This is a genomic window from Streptomyces sp. NPDC002669 (assembly GCF_042889165.1).
Taxonomy (GTDB): domain Bacteria; phylum Actinomycetota; class Actinomycetes; order Streptomycetales; family Streptomycetaceae; genus Streptomyces.
This window is the reverse complement of record NZ_JBIAQQ010000008.1, coordinates 81125-99374: the sequence shown is the minus strand read 5'-3', so window position 1 is coordinate 99374 and position 18250 is coordinate 81125. Positions and strand designations below refer to the sequence as shown.

General features: G+C 71.7%; 28 protein-coding genes. 18 read left to right on the top strand and 10 right to left on the bottom strand.

Annotated features, from left to right (window positions below):
- The first annotated feature begins 9 nt into the window (after positions 1-9).
- On the top strand, positions 10-525 hold the full coding sequence (locus tag ACFYW1_RS14920; RefSeq protein ID WP_388991590.1) for a DUF1877 domain-containing protein: 516 nt from the start codon (positions 10-12) through the stop codon (positions 523-525).
- A gap of 109 nt (positions 526-634) precedes the next feature.
- Positions 635-1279, top strand: coding sequence for a dihydrofolate reductase family protein (locus ACFYW1_RS14915; protein WP_388991588.1), 645 nt, complete (start codon positions 635-637; stop codon positions 1277-1279).
- 150 nt (positions 1280-1429) lie between these two features.
- On the opposite strand, the gene ACFYW1_RS14910 is transcribed toward ACFYW1_RS14915, so the two are convergent.
- Positions 1430-2011 carry a TetR/AcrR family transcriptional regulator gene (locus ACFYW1_RS14910; protein WP_388991586.1) on the bottom strand — a complete coding sequence of 194 codons (582 nt, stop codon included), beginning with the start codon at positions 2009-2011 and terminating at the stop codon, positions 1430-1432.
- A 96-nt stretch (positions 2012-2107) separates the two neighbouring features.
- On the opposite strand from ACFYW1_RS14910, the gene ACFYW1_RS14905 reads away from it, so the two are divergent.
- The 3 genes from ACFYW1_RS14905 to ACFYW1_RS14895 all read left to right on the top strand — a co-directional run bounded on the left by ACFYW1_RS14905 (position 2108) and on the right by ACFYW1_RS14895 (position 3380).
- Positions 2108-2584, top strand: a complete 477-nt coding sequence (locus ACFYW1_RS14905; protein ID WP_388991584.1) for a VOC family protein — start codon at positions 2108-2110, stop codon at positions 2582-2584.
- 101 nt (positions 2585-2685) lie between these two features.
- A complete protein-coding gene (locus ACFYW1_RS14900; RefSeq protein ID WP_388992118.1) occupies positions 2686-2913 on the top strand; it encodes a hypothetical protein in 228 nt (75 codons plus the stop codon).
- Positions 2914-3074: 161 nt separating this feature from the next.
- A complete protein-coding gene (locus tag ACFYW1_RS14895) occupies positions 3075-3380 on the top strand; it encodes a hypothetical protein (protein ID WP_388991582.1) in 306 nt (101 codons plus the stop codon).
- On the opposite strand, the gene ACFYW1_RS14890 is transcribed toward ACFYW1_RS14895, so the two are convergent.
- Positions 3263-3676: an arsenate reductase ArsC gene (locus ACFYW1_RS14890; RefSeq protein WP_388991580.1), complete on the bottom strand. Its 414-nt coding sequence runs from the start codon at positions 3674-3676 to the stop codon at positions 3263-3265. The two genes, ACFYW1_RS14895 and ACFYW1_RS14890, sit on opposite strands and share 118 nt — an antisense overlap.
- A gap of 91 nt (positions 3677-3767) precedes the next feature.
- On the opposite strand from ACFYW1_RS14890, the gene ACFYW1_RS14885 reads away from it, so the two are divergent.
- From ACFYW1_RS14885 to ACFYW1_RS14875, 3 genes are read left to right on the top strand one after another with little or no spacing between them, the layout of a single operon-like run.
- Positions 3768-4076 carry an ArsR/SmtB family transcription factor gene (locus ACFYW1_RS14885; RefSeq protein WP_388991578.1) on the top strand — a complete coding sequence of 103 codons (309 nt, stop codon included), beginning with the start codon at positions 3768-3770 and terminating at the stop codon, positions 4074-4076.
- Positions 4073-5179, top strand: coding sequence for an ACR3 family arsenite efflux transporter (gene arsB, locus ACFYW1_RS14880; RefSeq protein ID WP_388991576.1), 1107 nt, complete (start codon positions 4073-4075; stop codon positions 5177-5179). The genes ACFYW1_RS14885 and arsB overlap by 4 nt, the downstream gene beginning before the upstream one ends.
- Positions 5176-6258, top strand: coding sequence for an ArsO family NAD(P)H-dependent flavin-containing monooxygenase (locus ACFYW1_RS14875; protein WP_388991574.1), 1083 nt, complete (start codon positions 5176-5178; stop codon positions 6256-6258). The genes arsB and ACFYW1_RS14875 overlap by 4 nt, the downstream gene beginning before the upstream one ends.
- 15 nt (positions 6259-6273) lie before the next feature.
- Here the strand turns inward: ACFYW1_RS14875 and ACFYW1_RS14870 are convergent, their stop codons facing one another.
- Together ACFYW1_RS14870 and ACFYW1_RS14865 are read right to left on the bottom strand one after the other, a co-directional pair.
- A complete protein-coding gene (locus ACFYW1_RS14870; protein ID WP_388991572.1) occupies positions 6274-6780 on the bottom strand; it encodes a GNAT family N-acetyltransferase in 507 nt (168 codons plus the stop codon).
- A 26-nt stretch (positions 6781-6806) separates the two neighbouring features.
- Positions 6807-7181, bottom strand: a complete 375-nt coding sequence (locus ACFYW1_RS14865; RefSeq protein ID WP_388991570.1) for an ArsR/SmtB family transcription factor — start codon at positions 7179-7181, stop codon at positions 6807-6809.
- Positions 7182-7397: 216 nt separating this feature from the next.
- Here ACFYW1_RS14865 and ACFYW1_RS14860 point away from each other — a divergent pair, with 216 nt between their 5' ends.
- Together ACFYW1_RS14860 and ACFYW1_RS14855 are read left to right on the top strand one after the other, a co-directional pair.
- A complete protein-coding gene (locus ACFYW1_RS14860; RefSeq protein WP_388991568.1) occupies positions 7398-8798 on the top strand; it encodes an NAD(P)-binding domain-containing protein in 1401 nt (466 codons plus the stop codon).
- Positions 8799-9123: 325 nt separating this feature from the next.
- Entirely contained in the window at positions 9124-10008 is an 885-nt protein-coding gene (locus ACFYW1_RS14855; protein ID WP_388991566.1) for an oxidoreductase, read from the top strand.
- A gap of 72 nt (positions 10009-10080) precedes the next feature.
- Here ACFYW1_RS14855 and ACFYW1_RS14850 read toward each other — a convergent pair whose 3' ends face one another.
- Positions 10081-10602 (bottom strand): HEAT repeat domain-containing protein, encoded by a 522-nt coding sequence (locus tag ACFYW1_RS14850; RefSeq protein ID WP_388991564.1) that lies wholly within the window; start codon positions 10600-10602, stop codon positions 10081-10083.
- Positions 10603-10728: 126 nt separating this feature from the next.
- Between ACFYW1_RS14850 and ACFYW1_RS14845 the strand changes: the two genes are divergently transcribed.
- Both ACFYW1_RS14845 and ACFYW1_RS14840 read left to right on the top strand, forming a co-directional pair.
- Complete coding sequence (locus ACFYW1_RS14845) at positions 10729-11136, top strand: DUF4440 domain-containing protein (RefSeq protein WP_388991562.1); 408 nt, start codon at positions 10729-10731, stop codon at positions 11134-11136.
- 12 nt (positions 11137-11148) lie between these two features.
- Positions 11149-11703 carry a hypothetical protein gene (locus tag ACFYW1_RS14840; RefSeq protein WP_388991560.1) on the top strand — a complete coding sequence of 185 codons (555 nt, stop codon included), beginning with the start codon at positions 11149-11151 and terminating at the stop codon, positions 11701-11703.
- Positions 11704-11731: 28 nt separating this feature from the next.
- Here ACFYW1_RS14840 and ACFYW1_RS14835 read toward each other — a convergent pair whose 3' ends face one another.
- The 4 genes from ACFYW1_RS14835 to ACFYW1_RS14820 all read right to left on the bottom strand — a co-directional run bounded on the left by ACFYW1_RS14835 (position 11732) and on the right by ACFYW1_RS14820 (position 14216).
- Positions 11732-12757 carry a transcriptional regulator gene (locus ACFYW1_RS14835; RefSeq protein WP_388991558.1) on the bottom strand — a complete coding sequence of 342 codons (1026 nt, stop codon included), beginning with the start codon at positions 12755-12757 and terminating at the stop codon, positions 11732-11734.
- Positions 12758-12825: 68 nt separating this feature from the next.
- Positions 12826-13017, bottom strand: coding sequence for a DUF397 domain-containing protein (locus ACFYW1_RS14830; RefSeq protein ID WP_388991556.1), 192 nt, complete (start codon positions 13015-13017; stop codon positions 12826-12828).
- 153 nt (positions 13018-13170) lie between these two features.
- Positions 13171-13380, bottom strand: a complete 210-nt coding sequence (locus ACFYW1_RS14825) for a DUF397 domain-containing protein (protein ID WP_388991554.1) — start codon at positions 13378-13380, stop codon at positions 13171-13173.
- Positions 13377-14216 carry a Scr1 family TA system antitoxin-like transcriptional regulator gene (locus tag ACFYW1_RS14820; RefSeq protein WP_388991552.1) on the bottom strand — a complete coding sequence of 280 codons (840 nt, stop codon included), beginning with the start codon at positions 14214-14216 and terminating at the stop codon, positions 13377-13379. The genes ACFYW1_RS14825 and ACFYW1_RS14820 overlap by 4 nt, the downstream gene beginning before the upstream one ends.
- A 105-nt stretch (positions 14217-14321) precedes the next feature.
- On the opposite strand from ACFYW1_RS14820, the gene ACFYW1_RS14815 reads away from it, so the two are divergent.
- The 4 genes from ACFYW1_RS14815 (at position 14322) to ACFYW1_RS14800 (ending at position 16610) form a co-directional block, all read left to right on the top strand.
- Positions 14322-14582 (top strand): hypothetical protein, encoded by a 261-nt coding sequence (locus ACFYW1_RS14815; protein ID WP_388991550.1) that lies wholly within the window; start codon positions 14322-14324, stop codon positions 14580-14582.
- Positions 14583-14584: 2 nt separating this feature from the next.
- A complete protein-coding gene (locus ACFYW1_RS14810) occupies positions 14585-14839 on the top strand; it encodes a hypothetical protein (RefSeq protein ID WP_388991548.1) in 255 nt (84 codons plus the stop codon).
- Positions 14836-15237: a hypothetical protein gene (locus tag ACFYW1_RS14805; protein ID WP_388991546.1), complete on the top strand. Its 402-nt coding sequence runs from the start codon at positions 14836-14838 to the stop codon at positions 15235-15237. The genes ACFYW1_RS14810 and ACFYW1_RS14805 overlap by 4 nt, the downstream gene beginning before the upstream one ends.
- A gap of 197 nt (positions 15238-15434) precedes the next feature.
- The gene (locus tag ACFYW1_RS14800) at positions 15435-16610 is read left to right on the top strand and encodes a methyltransferase domain-containing protein (protein WP_388991544.1); all 1176 of its coding nucleotides are present in this window, start codon (positions 15435-15437) and stop codon (positions 16608-16610) included.
- A gap of 86 nt (positions 16611-16696) precedes the next feature.
- Here ACFYW1_RS14800 and ACFYW1_RS14795 read toward each other — a convergent pair whose 3' ends face one another.
- A complete protein-coding gene (locus ACFYW1_RS14795) occupies positions 16697-17146 on the bottom strand; it encodes a VOC family protein (RefSeq protein ID WP_388991542.1) in 450 nt (149 codons plus the stop codon).
- A gap of 22 nt (positions 17147-17168) precedes the next feature.
- Here ACFYW1_RS14795 and ACFYW1_RS14790 point away from each other — a divergent pair, with 22 nt between their 5' ends.
- The gene (locus ACFYW1_RS14790; RefSeq protein WP_388991540.1) at positions 17169-17783 is read left to right on the top strand and encodes a CGNR zinc finger domain-containing protein; all 615 of its coding nucleotides are present in this window, start codon (positions 17169-17171) and stop codon (positions 17781-17783) included.
- Positions 17783-18187: an SRPBCC domain-containing protein gene (locus ACFYW1_RS14785; RefSeq protein WP_388991538.1), complete on the top strand. Its 405-nt coding sequence runs from the start codon at positions 17783-17785 to the stop codon at positions 18185-18187. The genes ACFYW1_RS14790 and ACFYW1_RS14785 overlap by 1 nt, the downstream gene beginning before the upstream one ends.
- Positions 18188-18250: the final 63 nt, after the last annotated feature.

The following is an 18250-nucleotide window of genomic DNA, read 5'->3' as shown; positions in this document are numbered from 1 at the left end:
CTCGTCGCGATGAGTATCCACCTGCACTTTCGCGCCGTCGCGCAGTCGGAGATCCGGGACGACCACACCTGGCTCGCGGCGTTCATGTACGAGGCGTGGCAGAACCACCCCGCCGAGTACGCGGAGGGTGTGGCCGGCTCGATCGAGAAGGTCTTCGGCTTCGTGAACGACCTCTACGCCGCGGCCGATGCCCCCGACACGGACATGGACGTGGACGGGGGCGGGGGCAGGATCTGGGAGCTACCGGTCTACGGCGGCCGCCCCGTGGCGCACGGAGCCGGTGCCGCCCCCTCCGACCCGCCCATGATGCTTCTGGAGCCGCCCGGGGTGGCGCGGGCCGCGGACTTCCTCGCGAGGGTCTCCTTCGACGAGTTGTGGAGCCTCGCCGGTGCGGGGGCCTGCGGCCGTTTCGGAGGAGAAGCGCAGGTCAGGCAGGAGTTCCTGCGTCATCACGAAGATCTTCGCCGGCTCTACGGGCGGGCGGCTTCGGCAGGGCGGGCCATGGTCAAAGTGGTGTGGGCCTGAAGCGCGGGCGGCTGTCGGTCGCGACCGTGCGCCGACGCCGGCCCGGCCCCGATGAGTTTTCCCGGTCCGAACCGTCTCATTCACCGATGCCGAGCACAGGAGGAAGTACGTGCAACAACTGCTGAGGGTCCAGAACTTCAACGTGTCGAGCGACGGGTTCGGCGCTGGTGAGGGCCAGAGTTTGGAGAGGCCGTTCGGACACGCCGACCCGGGGACCATGTTCAGCTGGGCCGGGGCCACGGCGAGCTGGCCCAACCGCACCGACCCCGGCGGGAGCCGCGGCCTCGACGACTACTTCACGCGGGACTTCGCGAACAACATCGGCGCCGAGATCATGGGCCGCAACAAGTTCAGCCCCCAGCGCGGACCCTGGCAGAACCACGACTGGCTCGGCTGGTGGGGCGACGAACCCCCGTTCCACACCCCGGTGTTCGTGATGACGCACCACACGCGGCCCTCGTTCACGCTCTCCGACACCACGTTCCACTTCATCGACGACGAACCGGCCGCGGTGCTCGAAAAGGCGCGGGAGGCGGCGCGGGGCAAGGACGTCCGGCTGGGCGGCGGGGCCGCGACCATCCGGCAGTTCCTCGAAGCCGATCTCGTCGACACCCTGCACGTGGCGGTCTCACCGGTGAAGCTCGGGGCCGGTTCGCGGCTCTGGGAGTCCCCCGACGAACTGCTCGACCGGTTCCACCTCGACGTCGTGCCCAGCCCGAGCGGCGTGACGCACCACCTGTTCTGGCGCAAGTGACGGAAGGGCCCGCCGGGCGATGACCGGTACGGCCGGGGAACCGAAAGGCCCCGGCCTCCGGCGTCCCCGCCCGTCCGGGCCCCTGGCATCCCGGGCCTTCCGGCGTCCCCGGCCGTCCGGGCCCTCGCCGTCCTGCGGCTGCGCGGGAGCTCAGGCCGGGGCGCGCAGCCCGGACAGGAGCCGGTCGAGCGCCTGTTCCGCGGCCTGCGGATCCCCGCCCCGGGCGATCCAGAGCGCTGCCTCGTTCATCGCCCCCGAGAGCAGCCGGGCCAGGGGCTCCACCGGCTGATCCGCGATGATCCCGGCCCCGGCGAGCGCCGCCAGGGCCTCCGCGAGGTGCCGGGCCGAGGACTCCTCGTCCATGGCCCGCCACTCGTCCCAGCCCAGTACGGTCGGCGCGTCGACCAGCAGGATCTGCCGCACGGCCGGATCGGTCCCCGCGGCGAGGAAGGCCCGGCAGTCGGCCCGGAGCTGCTCCCAGAGGTCCTCGTACCGCTCGGCCGCGGCGGCCACCCGCTCGCCCAGCTCCTGCTGGACCTCGGCGACGACGGCCCGGAAGAGCCCCGCCTTGCTGTCGAAGTGGTGGTAGGCGGCCCCCTTGGTGACCCCGGCGGCCCGCGCCACCTCGGCCAGCACCACGTGGTGGTAGCCGTCGGCCGCGAACCGGCGCCGCCCCTCGTCCAGCAGCGCCCGCCGCGTGGCCGCCCGCTGTTCCGCCCGGTTGACCGCCATCGCGTGCGGACCTCCCTCTCCATTCACATACCCGGGGTACGCTAACATCACGATTCACATACCCGGGGTATGTGAAATTGACGGAAGGACCCTGCCATGACGAAGACCCCTGCCACCACGGACGGCCGCGCTGCCACCACGGACGGCCGCCCGGCCGGACTCGGCGGCTTCTACCCGGTGCTGGCCACCCGCGACGTGGCCGCTTCCCGCGACTTCTACACCCGCCACCTCGGGTTCGAGGTGACCTTCGAGGCGGACTGGTACGTGAGCCTGCGCCGCTCCGACGCCCCGCAGTACGAGCTGGCCCTGCTGGACCACACCCACCCGACCTACCCCGAGAGCCACCGGAGCGCGCTCCGGGGCGGCCTGCTGCTGAACTTCGAGGTGGACGACGTGGACGCCGAGCACCGGCGGCTCGTGACGGTGGCCGGCCTCCCCGAGGTGCTGTCGCTGCGCACGGAGGAGTTCGGCCAGCGCCACTTCATCGTCGCCGCCCCCGACGGCGTGCTGATCGACGTCATCACGGTCGTCCCGCCCAGCGAGGAGTACGCGGCCCAGTACGCCGACGCCTGATCCCCGGCCCGCCGGTGGGGGCGGCCGGAGCGACGGGAAGGGCCGGGTCCCAAGGGGCTCCCACGCCCGCGACCGCCGTCTAGACTCCCCCGATGAACAGCATGTCGAACAACATACGGTGCACCCAATGCGGTGCGGTGGGGCTGGAACAGGGCTTCATCGAAGACCTCGGACAGGGAGCCCGCGGGTTCTCTCAGTGGGTCGCGGGCCCCCTTGAGAAGGGCCCCTTGGGCAATGCCAAGCGGATGGGCCGGCCGCATCTGCAGATCGACGCCTACCGGTGCCCCCACTGCGGGCACCTGGAACTGTTCGCCACCCAGCAGGGTTAGGGCAGCACCGTTCGGGCACCGCTGCTTCGAGATCCCGGCCGAACAGCTGACCGTGGACGAGGAGTTGCTCCGCAAGGGGGCGTCTTCCGTGCCCTCGTGGTCCGCTGAACCGGCTGACCCCGCCCCAACGGGTCGCCCACGTCCTGCACGACCTGTTCGCCGTGCCGTTCGACCACATCGCGCACGTGCTCGGCGTGACGGTGCCCGCAGTCAAGAAGTACGCCGGCAGGGCCCGCCGACGTCTCGCCCCTTCACGGACGCCCCCCGAACGGGCCGGTCGGCCGGACCGACAGCCGCTGCACCCCCGCCTGACCCGTAGCGGCGGACATGCCCCCGGGGCCGGACCCGCTCAGGCGGGCGCGATCCCGGCGATCAACTCCTCCACCAGGGACCTGATTTCGTCCCGGATCGGACGGACGGCCTCGACGCCCAGGCCCGCCGGGTCGTCGAGCCGCCAGTCGAGGTAGCGCTTGCCGGGGAAGACGGGACAGGCGTCCCCGCAGCCCATCGTGATGACGACGTCGGAGGACCGGACGGCATCGACGGTCAGGAGCTGGGGGACCTCGGCGGAGATGTCGATGCCGACCTCGGCCATCGCCGCGACGGCGGCCGGATTGACCGAATCGGCCGGGGCGGACCCCGCCGAGCGGACCTCGATCCGGTCCCCGGCGAGGTGGGCGAGCCAGGCCGCGGCCATCCGGGAACGGCCGGCGTTGTGGACGCAGACGAACAGGACGGACGGCTTGTCGGAGGACTCGGCCATGGCGATCGTTCTCTTTCGTCACGCGGCGGAGGCCGCCGATGGGTTCAGCCCCCACTGGTATCAGCGGGCGGTGATGTGACAGTATCAGTGCATGCTGACTTCAGTCGACGCTGATGTGATCCGGGTGCTGGGCGATCCGCTCCGCCTGAAGATCGTGACTCTGCTGGCGCGCGAGACGCTCTGCACGACGCACCTGGTCGAGGAGACCGGAGCCAAGCAGACCAACCTGTCCAACCACATGAAGGTGCTGCGCGAGGCCGGGATCGTGGAGACCGAGCCGTGCGGCCGGTTCACGTACTACAGGCTCAGGCCCGAGGTCATGGCCGGTCTGTCCAAGCAGTTCGCCGAACTCGCCGCCTCCGCCCGCACCGCCGCCGAGAACAAGAGGGCCTGCCCGTGACCCCCGCCGAACCCACCACCGCTGCCGGGGTTGCCGGGGACGACTCGATCGTCCGGAAGCTCTCCACCCTCGACCGCTACCTCGCGGTGTGGATCCTGCTGGCCATGGCCGTCGGCCTGGGGCTGGGGCGTCTGGTCCCGGGGATGAACGACGCGCTCGCGAGGATCGAGATCGGCGGGATCTCCCTGCCGATCGCGCTCGGCCTGCTGGTCATGATGTACCCGGTGCTGGCCAAGGTCCGCTACGACCGGCTCGACACCGTCACCGGCGACCGCAAGCTGATGGTCTCCTCGCTGGTCATCAACTGGATCGTCGGCCCGGCCGTCATGTTCGCCCTCGCGTGGATCTTCCTGCCGGACCTGCCCGAGTACCGCACCGGTCTGATCGTCGTCGGGCTCGCCCGCTGCATCGCCATGGTCATCATCTGGAACGACCTCGCCTGCGGCGACCGCGAGGCCGCCGCCGTCCTCGTCGCCCTCAACTCCGTGTTCCAGGTGCTCGCGTTCGGCCTGCTCGGCTGGTTCTACCTCGACCTGCTGCCCAGGTGGCTGAACCTCGGCGACGGCCAGGGCCTGGACGTCTCCGTATGGCACATCGCCCTCAACGTCATCATCTTCCTCGGCATCCCGCTGCTGGCCGGCTTCCTCACCCGCCGCATCGGCGAGCGGAAGATGGGCCGCGCCGGCTACGAGGCGAAGTTCCTGCCGAAGATCGGCCCGTGGGCCCTGTACGGGCTGCTCTTCACGATCGTCGTCCTCTTCGCCCTCCAGGGAAGGACGATCACCTCGCAGCCCCTGGACGTGGTCAGGATCGCGCTGCCGCTGCTGGTGTACTTCGCGGTCATGTTCTTCGGCACCTTCCTGCTCGGCAAGGGGCTGGGCCTGGCCTACGACCGCACGGCAACCCTCGCCTTCACCGCGGCGGGCAACAACTTCGAACTGGCCATCGCGGTCGCCATCGCCACCTTCGGCGTCACCTCCGGCCAGGCCCTGTCCGGCGTCGTCGGACCGCTCATCGAAGTACCCGTCCTGATCGGACTCGTGTACGTCGCGCTCGCCTGGCGAAGGAAGTTCGCCGCCGACGCGGTGACGACGGCTCCATGACCCGGCGCACCGACGTGGTGGTGGTCGGCGGCGGCCAGGCAGGTCTCGCCGCCGGCTACCACCTGCGCCGCCAGGGCCTGGACTTCGTGATTCTCGACGCCGATCCGGCGCCGGGCGGGGCCTGGCAGCACATGTGGGACTCGCTGCACCTGTTCTCCCCGGCACAGCACTCCTCCCTGCCCGGCCGCCTCATGCCCGCACAGACGGGTGAGACGTACCCGGACGCCCGACACGTGGTGAGCTACCTCGCCGACTACGAGAAGCGCTACGACCTTCCCGTCCAGCACGGCACCCGCGTGGAGGCGGTACGCCGCGACGCGGGCCGCCTCCTGGTCGAGGCGGACTGCGGCACCTGGCGGGCCCGCGCGGTCATCAGCGCCACCGGCATCTGGTCACGGCCCTTCCTCCCCGCCGTCCCCGGCCGCGGCGTCTTCACCGGGCAACAGCTCCACACCGTGGACTACCGCTCCCCGTCCGGGTTCGCCGGCCGACGCGTCCTCGTGGTCGGCGGCGGCAACTCCGGCGCCCAGATCGCCGCCGACCTCGCCCTCGACGGCCGCGTCGAAGTGACGTGGGCGACCCGGCGCCCGGCGCGCTTCCTCCCGGACGACATCGACGGCCGCGCCCTGTTCGACGTCGCCACCGCCCGCCGCCGCGCACTCGACGCCGGCCGCGACGACACCGGCGGGGTGGCCTCGCTCGGCGACATCGTCGCGGTGCCGCCCGTACGCGCCGCCCGCGACGCCGGACTCCTGACCGCGAAGCCGATGTTCCACCGGCTCACCGCCGACGGCGTCCGGTGGGCCGACGGCAGCCACGCCGCTGTGGACGCGGTCATCTGGTGCACCGGCTTCCGCCCGGCCCTGTCCCACCTCGCCCCGCTGGATCTGCGCGGCGCGCGCGGACACATCCCCACCGCCGGTACGCGGGCGCTCGGCGAGCCGCGGCTGCACCTGCTCGGCTACGGGGACTGGACCGGCCCGGCCTCGGCCACCCTCATCGGCGTCGGCCGCCCGGCCCGCGACGCCGCCCGCGCGACCGCCGGGCGGGACCGAGGGGCGGGCCCGGCAGGCGGGTGACGGCGGGACTGACGGTCAGGTGACGGCGGGGCTGCGGCGCTCGACGAGGACCACGTCGCGCCAGACGCCGCGGTGGCGTCCGATCCGCTCGCGCGTGCCGATGACCCGGAAACCGGTGCGCCGATGAACGGCGAGGCTGGCGGTGTTCTCGGGGAAGATCCCCGACTGGATCGTCCAGATCCCGACCCGTTCGGTGGAGTCGACCAGGGCCTTGAGCAGGGCGGAGGCGACGCCCCGGCCGCGGGCGGCGGGGTGGACGTAGACGGAGTGCTCGACCACACCCGCGTACGCGCACCGGTCCGAGACCCGGCTCGCCGCCACCCAGCCCAGCACCGCCCCCGCCTCGTCGAGGGCGGCGAAGCGGTGTTCGGGCAGCTTCGCGGCGTCGAACTCCTCCCAGGTCGGCGGGCTGGTCTCGAAGGTGGCGTCGCCCTCGTCGATGCCCGCCCGGTAGATGGCCAGCACCTGCTCGGCGTGCTCCGCCGTCAGCGGCACGACCACCGCGCCCGATGCTCCGCTCAACGCTTCTCCCCCCTCCCCGACGACCGTCAGGCCGCGGCCGACGGAGTCAGCAGCTTGCCCATCGCGGCGAGCACCGAGGGCTCGACGCGGTAGTACACCCAGGTGCCGCGCCGCTCGGAGGTGAGCAGCCCGGCCTCCTTCAGCTTCTTCAGGTGGTGGGAGACGGTCGGCTGGGAGACGCCGACGTCGGAGATGTCGCACACGCATGCCTCGCCGCCCTCGTGCGAGGCCACGGCGGAGAACAGCCGCAGCCGGACCGGGTCGCCCAGCGCCTTGAACATCCGCGCGGCCGTCCCGGCTTCTTCCGCGGTCATCGGGCGTTCGGTCAGCGGCGGGCAGCACGGCGCCACGCTCCGGCCGTCGACGGGTTCGAGCAGCGGCAGCACCTTCGCATTCGACATGTATCTATGTTGACACATGTCGAACCAGTGGGAGGAGGTATGTCGGCGGCGTCCGGTCGCCCCGGTGGTATCGAGAGCGCCGGCGGCGGTGCCGTGGATGCGCTCCATCGGTGAACGCCTGATTTCGATGAATGTCTATGTTGACGCTCATCGATGCAGGTGTCATTCTGGGCCGTGCAAGCCATCGACGGATGTCGAAACAAGTGAGGAGTCGCCGTGCACGCGTCCACTGCCACCGAGCTGCCCGTCGTCGTGATCGGGGCCGGGCCCGTCGGCCTGGCCGCCGCCGTCCACCTGCTCGACCGGGGCGTCGAGCCCCTGGTTCTGGAGGCGGGCGGGGCGGCCGGCGCCGCGGTGCGCGAGTGGTCGCACGTGCGCCTGTTCTCCACCTGGGGCGAAGTCGTCGACCCCGCGGCCGAGAAGCTGCTGACCCCCACCGGTTGGACACACCCCGACCCGGCCGCCTACCCCTCCGGCGGCGACTGGGCCGACCTCTACCTGCAGCCGCTCGCCGACGCGCTCGGCGACCGCGTCCGCACCGGCGCCACCGTCACCGGTGTCTCCCGGGCCGGCCGGGACCGGATCGTGGACGCCGACCGTGAGCGGCAGCCGTTCGTCGTGCACCTCACCCCCGCCGACGGCCGTGAGGAGCGCCTCTTCGCCCGCGCGGTCATCGACGCCTCCGGCACCTGGGCCACGCCGGGCCCGGCCGGCGGCAGCGGGCTGCCCGCGCTCGGCGAGAAGGCCGCCGCGGGCCGGATCACCTACCGCGTCCCGGACCTGAGGGACCCGGCCGTGCGCGCCCGGTACGCGGGCGGGCGCACCGCCGTCATCGGCTCCGGCGCCTCCGCCTTCACCGCTCTCGCCCAACTCGCCGACCTCGCCGGGACCGACGAGGGTGCGGGTACGAAGGGCGTGTGGATCCTGCGCCGGGGCATCTCCGGCACCACCTTCGGCGGCGGCGAAGCCGACCAGCTCCCCGCCCGCGGCGCGCTCGGCCTGGCGGCGAAGGCCGCCGTCGACGCCGGTCACGCGGACGCGGTCACCGGCTTCCGCACCGAGGCGATCGAGCCCGGCGCCGACGGCCGCCTCGTTCTGGTCGGCGAGGACGGGCGCCGCCTGGACCCGGTCGACGAGGTGATCGTGCTGACCGGCTTCCGCCCCGACCTGTCCTTCCTCGGCGAGCTGCGCCTGGGCCTCGACGAACGACTCCAGGCCCCCGTCGCCCTGGCTCCGCTGATCGACCCCAACCAGCACTCCTGCGGCACCGTCTACCCGCACGGCCACCGCGAACTCTCCCACCCGGAGCAGGGCGTCCATCTGGTCGGCATGAAGTCCTACGGCCGCGCCCCGACCTTCCTCGCCATGACCGGCTACGAGCAGGTCCGCTCCGTCGCCGCCGCCCTCGCCGGCGACATCGAGTCCGCCGACCGCGTGGAACTCACCCTGCCCGAGACCGGGGTCTGCGGCGGCGCCGGCCTTTTCGACGCCCCCGAAGCCGCTCGGGGCGACGGCGGCTGTTGCGCGCCCGAGCCGCAGCTCGTCCAGCTCGGCACTCCCGCCGCGGCCGGGGAGGCCGCCGAAACCGGCCCCGGGGCCGGAGGGTGCTGCCGGTAACCGGATCACCGGACTTGTGACCCGTACGCCCCGCCCCGGTGACGGAGGGCCGGGCGTACGGGCTCCTCAACCGTTGCCGAGAACCCCGCTGCCGAGGCCCCCTGCTGGGCCACCGGGAAACCTTCCCCTCCGCAGTCCCCGTGTTCGACCGCCTGCTAAAGTCCCGACCAGCAGATGAGCCTTCCCGGCGCGGATTCCGATCCGCCGGGGAGGCTTTTTTTCATGCCCGGGGCCTGCCCCGGCGCCGGTGGGGGCCTGTCGTGAGACACCCTCCGGGCGGCCCGCCGGTTCCTCGTTTCCCGACCCGCAAGAGATGGGCCATGCCATGAACATACGGACGAACCCCCAGGAAACAACCGGGACTTGGCGGCTCGGTGACCTGACCGTCAACCGCGTCGGGTTCGGCGCGATGCGCCTGACCGGTACCGAGCCCTTCGGCGGCGTCCCGCGTGATCGCGAGCGGTCGATCGGTGTGCTCCGGAGGGCGGTCGAACTCGGCGTGAACCACATCGACACCGCCGCGTTCTACTTCTCCGCGACGCGCTCCGCCAACGAACTGATCAACCGGGCGCTGGCACCGTACCCGGACGACCTGGTCATCACCACCAAGGTCTGGCCGGCCCGCGACCCCTCGGGCGCGTGGTGGTGGGCCGACCCGGAGCAGCTGCGCGGCCAGGTCGAGGAGAACCTCCGCCAGCTCGGCCGCGACCACCTGGACGTGGTGAACCTGCGCGTGCCGCCGAGCCGGCGCAACGGGTCGATCGCCGAGCACTTCGGGGCCCTGGCCGAGTTGCGCGAGGCCGGGCTGATCCGCCACCTCGGCGTCTCCAACGTCACGTCCGGGCAGCTGACCGAGGCCCTGGCCATCGCCCCGGTCGTCTGCGTGCAGAACCCGTACGGGATCGGCGCGGCGAGCGAGGACCGGGCGCTCCTGCGGCGCTGCGGCGAACTCGGCATCGCCTTCGTCCCGTTCTTCGCGATCGCCGGTTCCGGCCGGGAGGCGGGCCCGGCCCCCGGCGCCGACGAGGAGGTGCGTGCCGTCGCCCGCGCGCACGGTGCGACCCCCGCGCAGATCCGGCTGGCCTGGACCCTGCACCAGGGCCCGCACGTCCTGGCGATCCCGGGCACCGGCGACCCGGACCACCTCGCCCAGAACGTGGCGGCCGGCGCGCTGCGTCTCTCGGAGGAGGAGATGGCGCGCCTCGGCTAGGAGGAGCCGGCCCGGAATTCGTCCGGCGCACCGCCGGGCCATCGGGAGAACCCGGCGGGGCCGCACCGGCGTTCAACCGCGATGGGCGGAGGATTCCAGGTGAGCCCGCAGGTACGCGTGCTTCTCGCGGACCTGCGGGTTCGGATGGTGTTCCGCGGCTCGCAGAAAGGGCTCCGCGTCGTCGGCGTCGATGTGGCCGCGGAACAACAGCTGGTCGAGCACGCCGATGCCCCAGGTCTGGACGGCCGGATCGGCGTCGGCGAGGAACTCGCCGACCAGCGGGAGGTCATCGGCCGTGGCGACGACACGCAGCAACTCGACGGCGAGGCGCCGACGTTCCGGATCCGGGTCGGTGCGGTAGATCTCCAGGCACCGGGACCGGGCGGCGTCGGGCTGCAGCAGCCGCAGGACCGAACGCGCGTGTTCGGAGGCCGGGAGGCCCTCGACGTACCAGTCCACCGCCCCGCGCATCGCCTCGTCACCCAGCAGGAAGGAGATGGCCCGCCGGGCGGTGCGGTCGCCGCCGGACTGCGGATCGGCGCCGATGCTGTCGGCCAGCGCCTGCCAGTCGACGGGCTCGTTGTGGCTTGTCATCCATCCATGGTCGCAGCGCGTCGATCCGCGGAACGGACGTCTTCGGACCCGGCTCGGAGGCCGGCTGCGCCCTGCGCGCGGTAACCCGGTTGCGGCGGACCCGGTCCCCCGGGCGAGGATGCCCGCATGAGCCGAGAGACGGACGAGGTAAACGAAGCGATCGCGGGCGAGCTGCGCCTCATGGACCCCGGTGTCCGCATGTCACGCGCACTCGCCCGAGAGCTGCTGGACCCGGAATTCGTGGAGGTCGGCGCTTCGGGACGACGGTGGACGTACGACGAGATGCTCGCCGCGCTGCCCGAGATGGACAGCGCGACGGAAAGCGGTCCGCACTACGAACCTTCGGGGTTCACCGGTGTCCTGCTGGCACCCGGGCTGGTGCACCTCACCTACGAGACCACGCTGGACGGCGAGCGGGCGCGGCGCAGTTCGCTCTGGCGCAAGCAGGGTGCGGCCGGGACGTGGCAGATGTACTACCACCAGGCCACGCCCGTCCCGCCCGCCGCCGCGTCATCGACCGGCATGACCACCTGAGGCACGGGAGCCATGCGACTTGTCGAGATGGAGATCGCCCGGCACGACTGGGGCGGCATGCTGTGCGGATGCGGCGGCCCGGCGCAGCACCTGGCCCGGGACCTGCGGCGGCTGGCGGGCGGGGGAGCCGGGCGGGAACCGGGCGGCGTCGACCTCGAAGAGCACGTCTGGTCCGCGGTGGTTCTGTGGGAGCCGGCCCCCGCGGTGGCGTCCGTCGCCCTGGCCGCCCTCGCGGACGACGACGTCGTACCGACGGCCCGGGAGCGGTTCCTCGACCTCCTGCACCACCTGGTGGCGGGCGAGGGAACGGACGGGGAATCCGCCCGGCGGGGCCTCCATCTTCCGGAACTGTGCCGGGGCCTCGCCCGGCAGGGCCTCTGGCTGCTCTACGGAGAGGTGATGTCGAACCGGTCCCTCGGCACCGCCGGCGCCGCGTTCGAGATCCTCACGGTGGTGGAGCCGGACCGGGCACGCCTGCAACGGGTCCGGGAGGTCGCGGCCGACTGGCTGCCCGTGTGCTGCCGAACCGGCCTGTGCGACGAGGACCTGTCCGCCCCTGACCACTGACCTCGCGCCGCCCGCCCGAGGGCGCTCGTCATGCCGGGACGAGTTCGGGGCGAACGGTCTCCCGCGCACGTTCGTACAGCTGCTGGGCTTCGTGGTTCCGGATGTGGGGGCGGATGAGATCGAACATGTCCGTCATCCGCTTGTCGATGCGCCCGGAGTCGACCAGCGGGTAGTCGTCCAGCGCGAGCCCCCAGGTCCGGCACGCGGCTTCGAGGTGCCCCACGGCGAGCTGCCGCTCGGCGAGGATCGCCCGTTCCTTGACACGGGTGCGCCGGTAGACGCCGTGCCGGAGCCGGTCCGACTCCTGCATGGCGGCAACGGCGCCGTGCACATCGCCCATTTCGAACCGCACCTGGCTGGTGTGGTAGTTGAGCGACGCGGGGTCGTACGAGCCGAACGTCTTCCCGCGGGACTCCGCCTTGTCCATGGCGGTCTCGGCCTCCTGCAAATGTATGAGCGCGGAACGACGGTCACCGATCTGTGCGGCGGCGTGCGCCTGCTGGCCGACGAGAAAGGCACGCATGCGCGGTCCGGCCTGAGGAGAGGAGGCCGCAGCGGCATCCGCGAGCCGCATGGCGATCGGCCCCTGCCCCAGATCCACCGCCTGCACACTCATTCCCCGGAGCGTGGTGCAGTACGTCAGATGGTCCTCCGACGCTCCCGCGAGCTCCAGCGCCTTCAGGTAGTAGCGCTGGGCGAGCCCGTGCAGGCCCTCGTCGACCGCCATGTACCCGGTGAGGTAGCAGAGGTCGGAGGCGGCGGACATCATGGCTCTGCGCACGGACTCGGGGCCGTCGGTCCTGAGGAACGGGGCAACGGTGTTCACCAGGAAGGCCGCAGCGAGGGGACGGGCGGTCCGGCCCCCGAACTGATCGTCCATCGACGAGAGTTGTTCCGTCATGGCCGACACCGTGTGCACGTCGGACATGCCGATGCGGGTTCGGGTGCCTTCTTGCACGGCCTCCATGCGCCCCACCACGTCCGGCCAGTCGGGGACGGTCAGCGCGACGGAGAACAGGGCGGCACCGAGCACGCTGCGACGGGAAGGGTCCATGTCCGGCCTCCCGAGACCGATGATCCGCCGACCAGACCGGGCGTTGCCTCCGGCAGGGCCCCCGATGGTCAGATGGTGCCGAACTCTCCGGCTTTGATGCCTGCGACGAAGGTGGTGAACGAGGCGGGGGAGGTGTTCAGCACCGGGCCGTGCGGGTTCTTGGAGTCGCGGACGGCGGTGAGGTCGGTGGCGACCTCCACGCACTGTCCGCCGTTCTCGCTGTGGGAGGACTTGAACCAGCGGGGGGATTCGGTCGTCACGGGGTGCCCTTTCGAGTCCGGGGTCGTGTCGCGTGCCAGGTGCCCTCCGGGCCGGGAGAACAAACCAACAGCCCCCAACTCACGACAACGAGAGCACCCCGCCGTGTGTTGTGCGGCGGGGTGCTCTCGGAGCGGATGCGCTGGTCCTGCTGGTCAGATGGCGCCGAACTCTCCGGCTTTGATGCCTGCGACGAAGGTGGTGAACGAGGCGGGGGAGGCGTTCAGCACCGGGCCGTGCGGGTTCTTGGAGTCGCGGACGGGAACCACGCCGCGCGAGGCGACAAGGTTGGCGGCGACCTCGATGCAGTCGCCGCCGTTGTTGCTGTACGAGGACTTGAACCAGCGGGGGGATTCGGTCGTCACGGGGTGCCCTTTCGCAACTGGCTGATCATGGCCATGGACGCTGCCGGAGACAGCGCTTCGCCCTGCAACTGATGGTAGGCCGTCAACATGGGCAGTACAGACGCACTCTCACGGTCGAGATGTCCCTGGGCCTGGGACTCGGCGTAGCAGATCACGGATCGATCAGGCATCGTCAGGAGATTGACGGGCAGGTCGAACGTACGTCGCTCGCCTATCTCGTACGGCGCCACCTGGAGCAGGGCGTTCGGCAGCTCGGCAAACTCTTGCAGGTATGCCAGCTGGGCGTCCATGACATCAGTCCCGCCAATGGGCCGACGGATGCAGCTCTCGTCCATGGTCACAAACATCATGGGGGGATGGGGCCGTTTCAGTGCTGCTTGCCGTTCGGCCAGAAACGCGACTCGTTCGGCAGCCTGGTCAGGTGTGATCGCTCCCCGCCGTACAGCGCTGTCCGCCAACACTCTTGCGTACGCCGGTGTTTGGAGCAGACCGGGAATGATTCCGACGTTGTAGAGCCGAATCTCTGCTGCTCGGCCTTCGTAGCCCACGTACTCGGGAAACCCTTGCAGCAGCACCCCGTGCCGGATCTTGTGCCACTCCCGTTCGAACGAGTCGGCGGAGCCGGCGGCGCCGAAGGCGGCATCAAGCTTGGACGAGAACGGAAGGGTTGCTGACTTCCGAGCAGTTTCAATGGCCGAAATATGCTGGCTGGAATATCCCAGCAGCCTGGCCAAGTCTTCCTGACTCCAGCCGTGCCCTTCTCTCAGCCTGCGCATACGGGCTCCGTAGGCCGCTTCCGGGCCGGCTTCAGGGTCTAACTGCTTGCGATTGACCATGCTTCCACGCATCCCTTCCTTCTATTTCGGTTACTTGAAGGGTTCCTGACTCTAGGCCACGCTGATCCCCCTTGGTAGCGGAACCGTTACGGAGAGGAGTCGGCGGTGTCCGAAGAGAATACTGCCGCGAGTCAGCAGGAACCCCCACAAGTTCCGCTTACCGGAACGCTGTTGGTGGATACCGGCCATCGGAACCGGGTGGGTGAGTTCCGGGGTGTGTCCGGTCCGTACTGGTCGTTACGGCCGGTGTGCGGCGGTACGGAGTGGGAGGCCGAGCCGGCGAACGTCCGGGCTCCGGAGCCCATGGAGCGGTTGAGGGCCGAGATCGCGCGGTGCAATGCCCGCAGTGCGGGGCGGATTCTGTGAGCGTGCGCAGGTTCCGGTTCGTGAAGTGGGTGCTGCGGCCCGACACCGAGCCGGACGCACCGCCCGTCACCCATCGGTTCCGGTGCGTCGCGCTGGATGATTTCGACGACGAGTGCGGGGCGCATTCCGCCGCGTTCACCGATCCCTCGCGGGCGCAGGAGTGGGCGTTCGGGCACTGGCGGGCCAATCCCGATCACACGGGTTTCGCCGAGATGGTCGAGCGGCCGTGGGTGATGTGGATGGACGGCCCCGCATGAACGCCGAGATCAACGGGCGTGTGCAGCCGGGGAGTTATTGGTGCGAGGCGGTGGCGGAGGGGCCGGTGTACGGGGTCGGGCGTACGGCCCGGTACGTGCTGGGGACCTTCCGGACCATCTCGCCCGTGCTCGCGGTGCGGTGGCTGGGCGGGCAGGCGTTGTGGATCGTGGACCGGCTCGACCCCGACCCCCACCGCTCCGCCTGGGTCCAGCCCTCCATGCGCCTCCCCGACACCCCCGGCCCCGACCACAGCGCCGAACTGCGCGCCTGGTACCGGGACCAGCACGGCCAGCGCGCCGCCCACGCCCACCTCAAGAACGGCCACCCGCTCCTCGTCGTCGTCCCCGACGCCGACTGCACCTACACCCTCTCCGTACGGCCCGAGCGAACCGTCTGATCCGCAATCGCCTCGCCGAGCGCAATCGACTGAGCGACAACAGGAAGGAACTGGCATGACCTACTGCATTCTTCAGAACAATGGCGGCGACGGGGGCGACGGTCTGCCGGGCGAGCCGTGGCCCGGACCGCCCCTTCCGCCGACTCCGGACGGAGGCCCCGGCGTTCCCAACCCGCCCAAGAAGTGAGGGGGCACCCATGACTGCCGATACGTGTCAGGGCCGTCCGGGCTGGACCGAACTGGGGCGCGCCCTCATCTCGGGCGGGGCCCTCCACCCGGAGTGGGTGCCTTCCTTCGAGGCCGTGCCCCGGTCGGCGTTCCTTCCCGAGCTGATGTGGCCCTTCGACATGGGCGCGGGGGCGAGTGTCGCCGTGTCCCGCGCGGACGAACCGGAGAGCTGGCACCGGTACGCGGACGCGGACGTGCCCGTGGTCACCCAGTGGGACGACGGGCGGCACGCCGGGCGTGAGCCCGGGCAGGTGTCCACGTCGTCGGCATCCATGCCGAGCGTGGTGTTCCGGATGCTCCGGGACCTGGACGTACGCCCCGGGCACCGGGTGCTGGAGATCGGCACCGGTACCGGCTGGAACGCGGCTCTGCTGGCCCACCGGGCCGGTGCGGAGAACGTCGTCACGGTGGAAGTGGACGGGGTGGTCGCCGAGCGGGCACAAGCCGCGCTGGACCGGTTCGGGGCCGCGGTGCGGGTGGTCCACGGGGACGGGTACGAAGGCCACCCCGAGGGCGCCCCGTACGACCGGGCCGTCGTCACCGCCGGGGCACGCCGCATCCCCTTCGCCTGGGTGGAGCAGACCCGGCCGGGCGGGCTGATCGTCGTTCCCTGGGGGACGCACTACGGCAACGGCGACGGCGTGGCCCGGCTCGTCGTCGCCCCGGACGGGAGGAGCGCGTCCGGGTCCTTCACCGGACCGGTCGAGTTCATGAAGCTCCGGGCCCAGCGGCTCTCCCCGGTCGTCCACGGCGACTACGTGACGAGCGGTCCGGAGGGCCGGGACGCGTCGTCCACCCGGCTCACGGAGGACGCGTTCCTGGGGGAGCGGTTCGGCCCCCGGCAATTCGCGGTCGGTCTCCGGGTGCCCCACTGCCACCACGTGGTCGCGGAGAAGCGGGACGGGGCACGGCCCGTCTGGTTCTACGGACTCACCGACCGCTCCTGGGCGTGCGTGATGTTCCGCGACGGCGGCACCGCCCGCGTCTGGCAGTCGGGTCCCCGCCGGCTCTGGGACGAGGCCGAGGCCGCCCATGGCTGGTGGGAGGGCGAGGGAAGGCCCGGGCACGAGCGGTTCGGGCTCACCGTGACGGCGGAAGGGCAGACCGTCTGGCTGGACACCCCGGACCGGGCCTGGCCCGTCTGAGAACCGCCGACGGGCCCGACCCGTTCGTCCCCGACCCGCCCGGACCGCCTCCGGTCGGCCGGAGGCGGTCCGGGCGCCGACCCGCGTCACTGCACGCAGAACTCGTTGCCCTCCGGGTCGGTGAGCGTCGTCCAGGTGCCGCCCTGCTCCGCGACCTCGCGGACCACCGTCGCGCCCAGGGCCACCAGGCGTTCGACCTCGGCCTCGCGTCGGCCCGGTTCGGCGTGGACGTCCAGGTGGAGGCGGTTCTTCGTGGTCTTGGCCTCCGGGACGCGCTGGAACAGGAGCCGTCGGCCGAGGCCCGCCCCGCTGTCCTCGTCGTACGGGTCGTCGGGGTGCCGGACCCCCGCGAGGTCGCGCCAGGCGCGGCGGCCGTTCGTCATCGGCGTGACGTCCTCGGGGACCGCTCCGAAGCCGAGCAGGCGCTCGATCAGGACGCTGTGGTCCTCCACGAGGTAACCGAGGGCCTCGCCCCAGAAGGCGGCCTGGGCGTGCGGGTCGGTCGAGTCGATGACGACTTTCCAGTGCAGAGTCATGGAAACCGTTTATAGTGGTTACATGAGTGAGTCGTCAACGGACGCTCCGGGGCTGGTACTTCATACGCCGGAGGGCCGTCCCTACCGCTTCGATCCCGGGGCCCTGTGCCTGGAGCTGCTGCCCACCGGGGGGCACTCGCGGTACACCGCGTACGAGGTGCTGCACACCCCCGACGACCTGGTGCGCTGGGCGGGCGAGAGCCGGCTGCCGGGCGGGCTTTCCCTGTCGGTGAGCGAGGAGGAGCTGGCGCGGGCGCACGAGCTGCGGGCCGCGCTGTGGCGCCTGACCGCCGACCGGGCGCACGGCCGGGCCCTCGCCCGGTCCGATCTCGCCGTGGTGAACGCGGCGGCGGCCGGGCCGCCGCTCGTCCCCCGCATCGACCCCGGCACCGGGGCCCTGGCCTGGGCGCCGGACGCCACCGGGGCCGCCCTGCTGTCGACGGTCGCCCGGGACGCGGTGGAACTCTTCACCGGCCCGTACGCCGACCGCGTCCGCGAATGCGGCTCCGACAGCTGCAAGTTGCTCTTCGTCGACACCTCGCGGCCGGGCAGGCGGCGCTGGTGCGCGATGGAGCGCTGCGGAAACCTCCACAAGGTACGGGCGCACCGCGCCCGGCACACTCCGAAGGAGTCATGATGCCCACTGGACTGACGAAGGACGCGGGCTGGGAGATCGGCGTCTCGCGGACCCTGCCCCTGCCCCCGGCGGCCGTATGGGACTTCCTCACGGGTCAGGAGGGCGTACGGCTCTGGCTCGGGCCGGTCGAAGGGGCGGGCGGGCTGCCCACGGAGAAGGGCGAGCCGTACCGCACCACCGACGGGGTGGCCGGCGAGCTGCGCGGCCACCGCCCCGGCAGCCGGATCAGGCTCACCCACGGGTCCACGACCGTCCAGGTCACCGTCTCGCCCGCGCCCGGCGCCGGCGGCACGAAGTCGGTCCTGCGCTTCCACCAGGAGCACCTGGCGGACGCGGCGGAACGCGAGGAGCGCCGCGCGCACTGGCGGCGGGTGATGGACGAGATCGCCGGGGCGCTCTGCTGACCGGAGCCGGCGCCAAGGGGGCGGGGTGGGGCGGAAGTCCGGTCGGCGGGGCGCCCGGAAGGC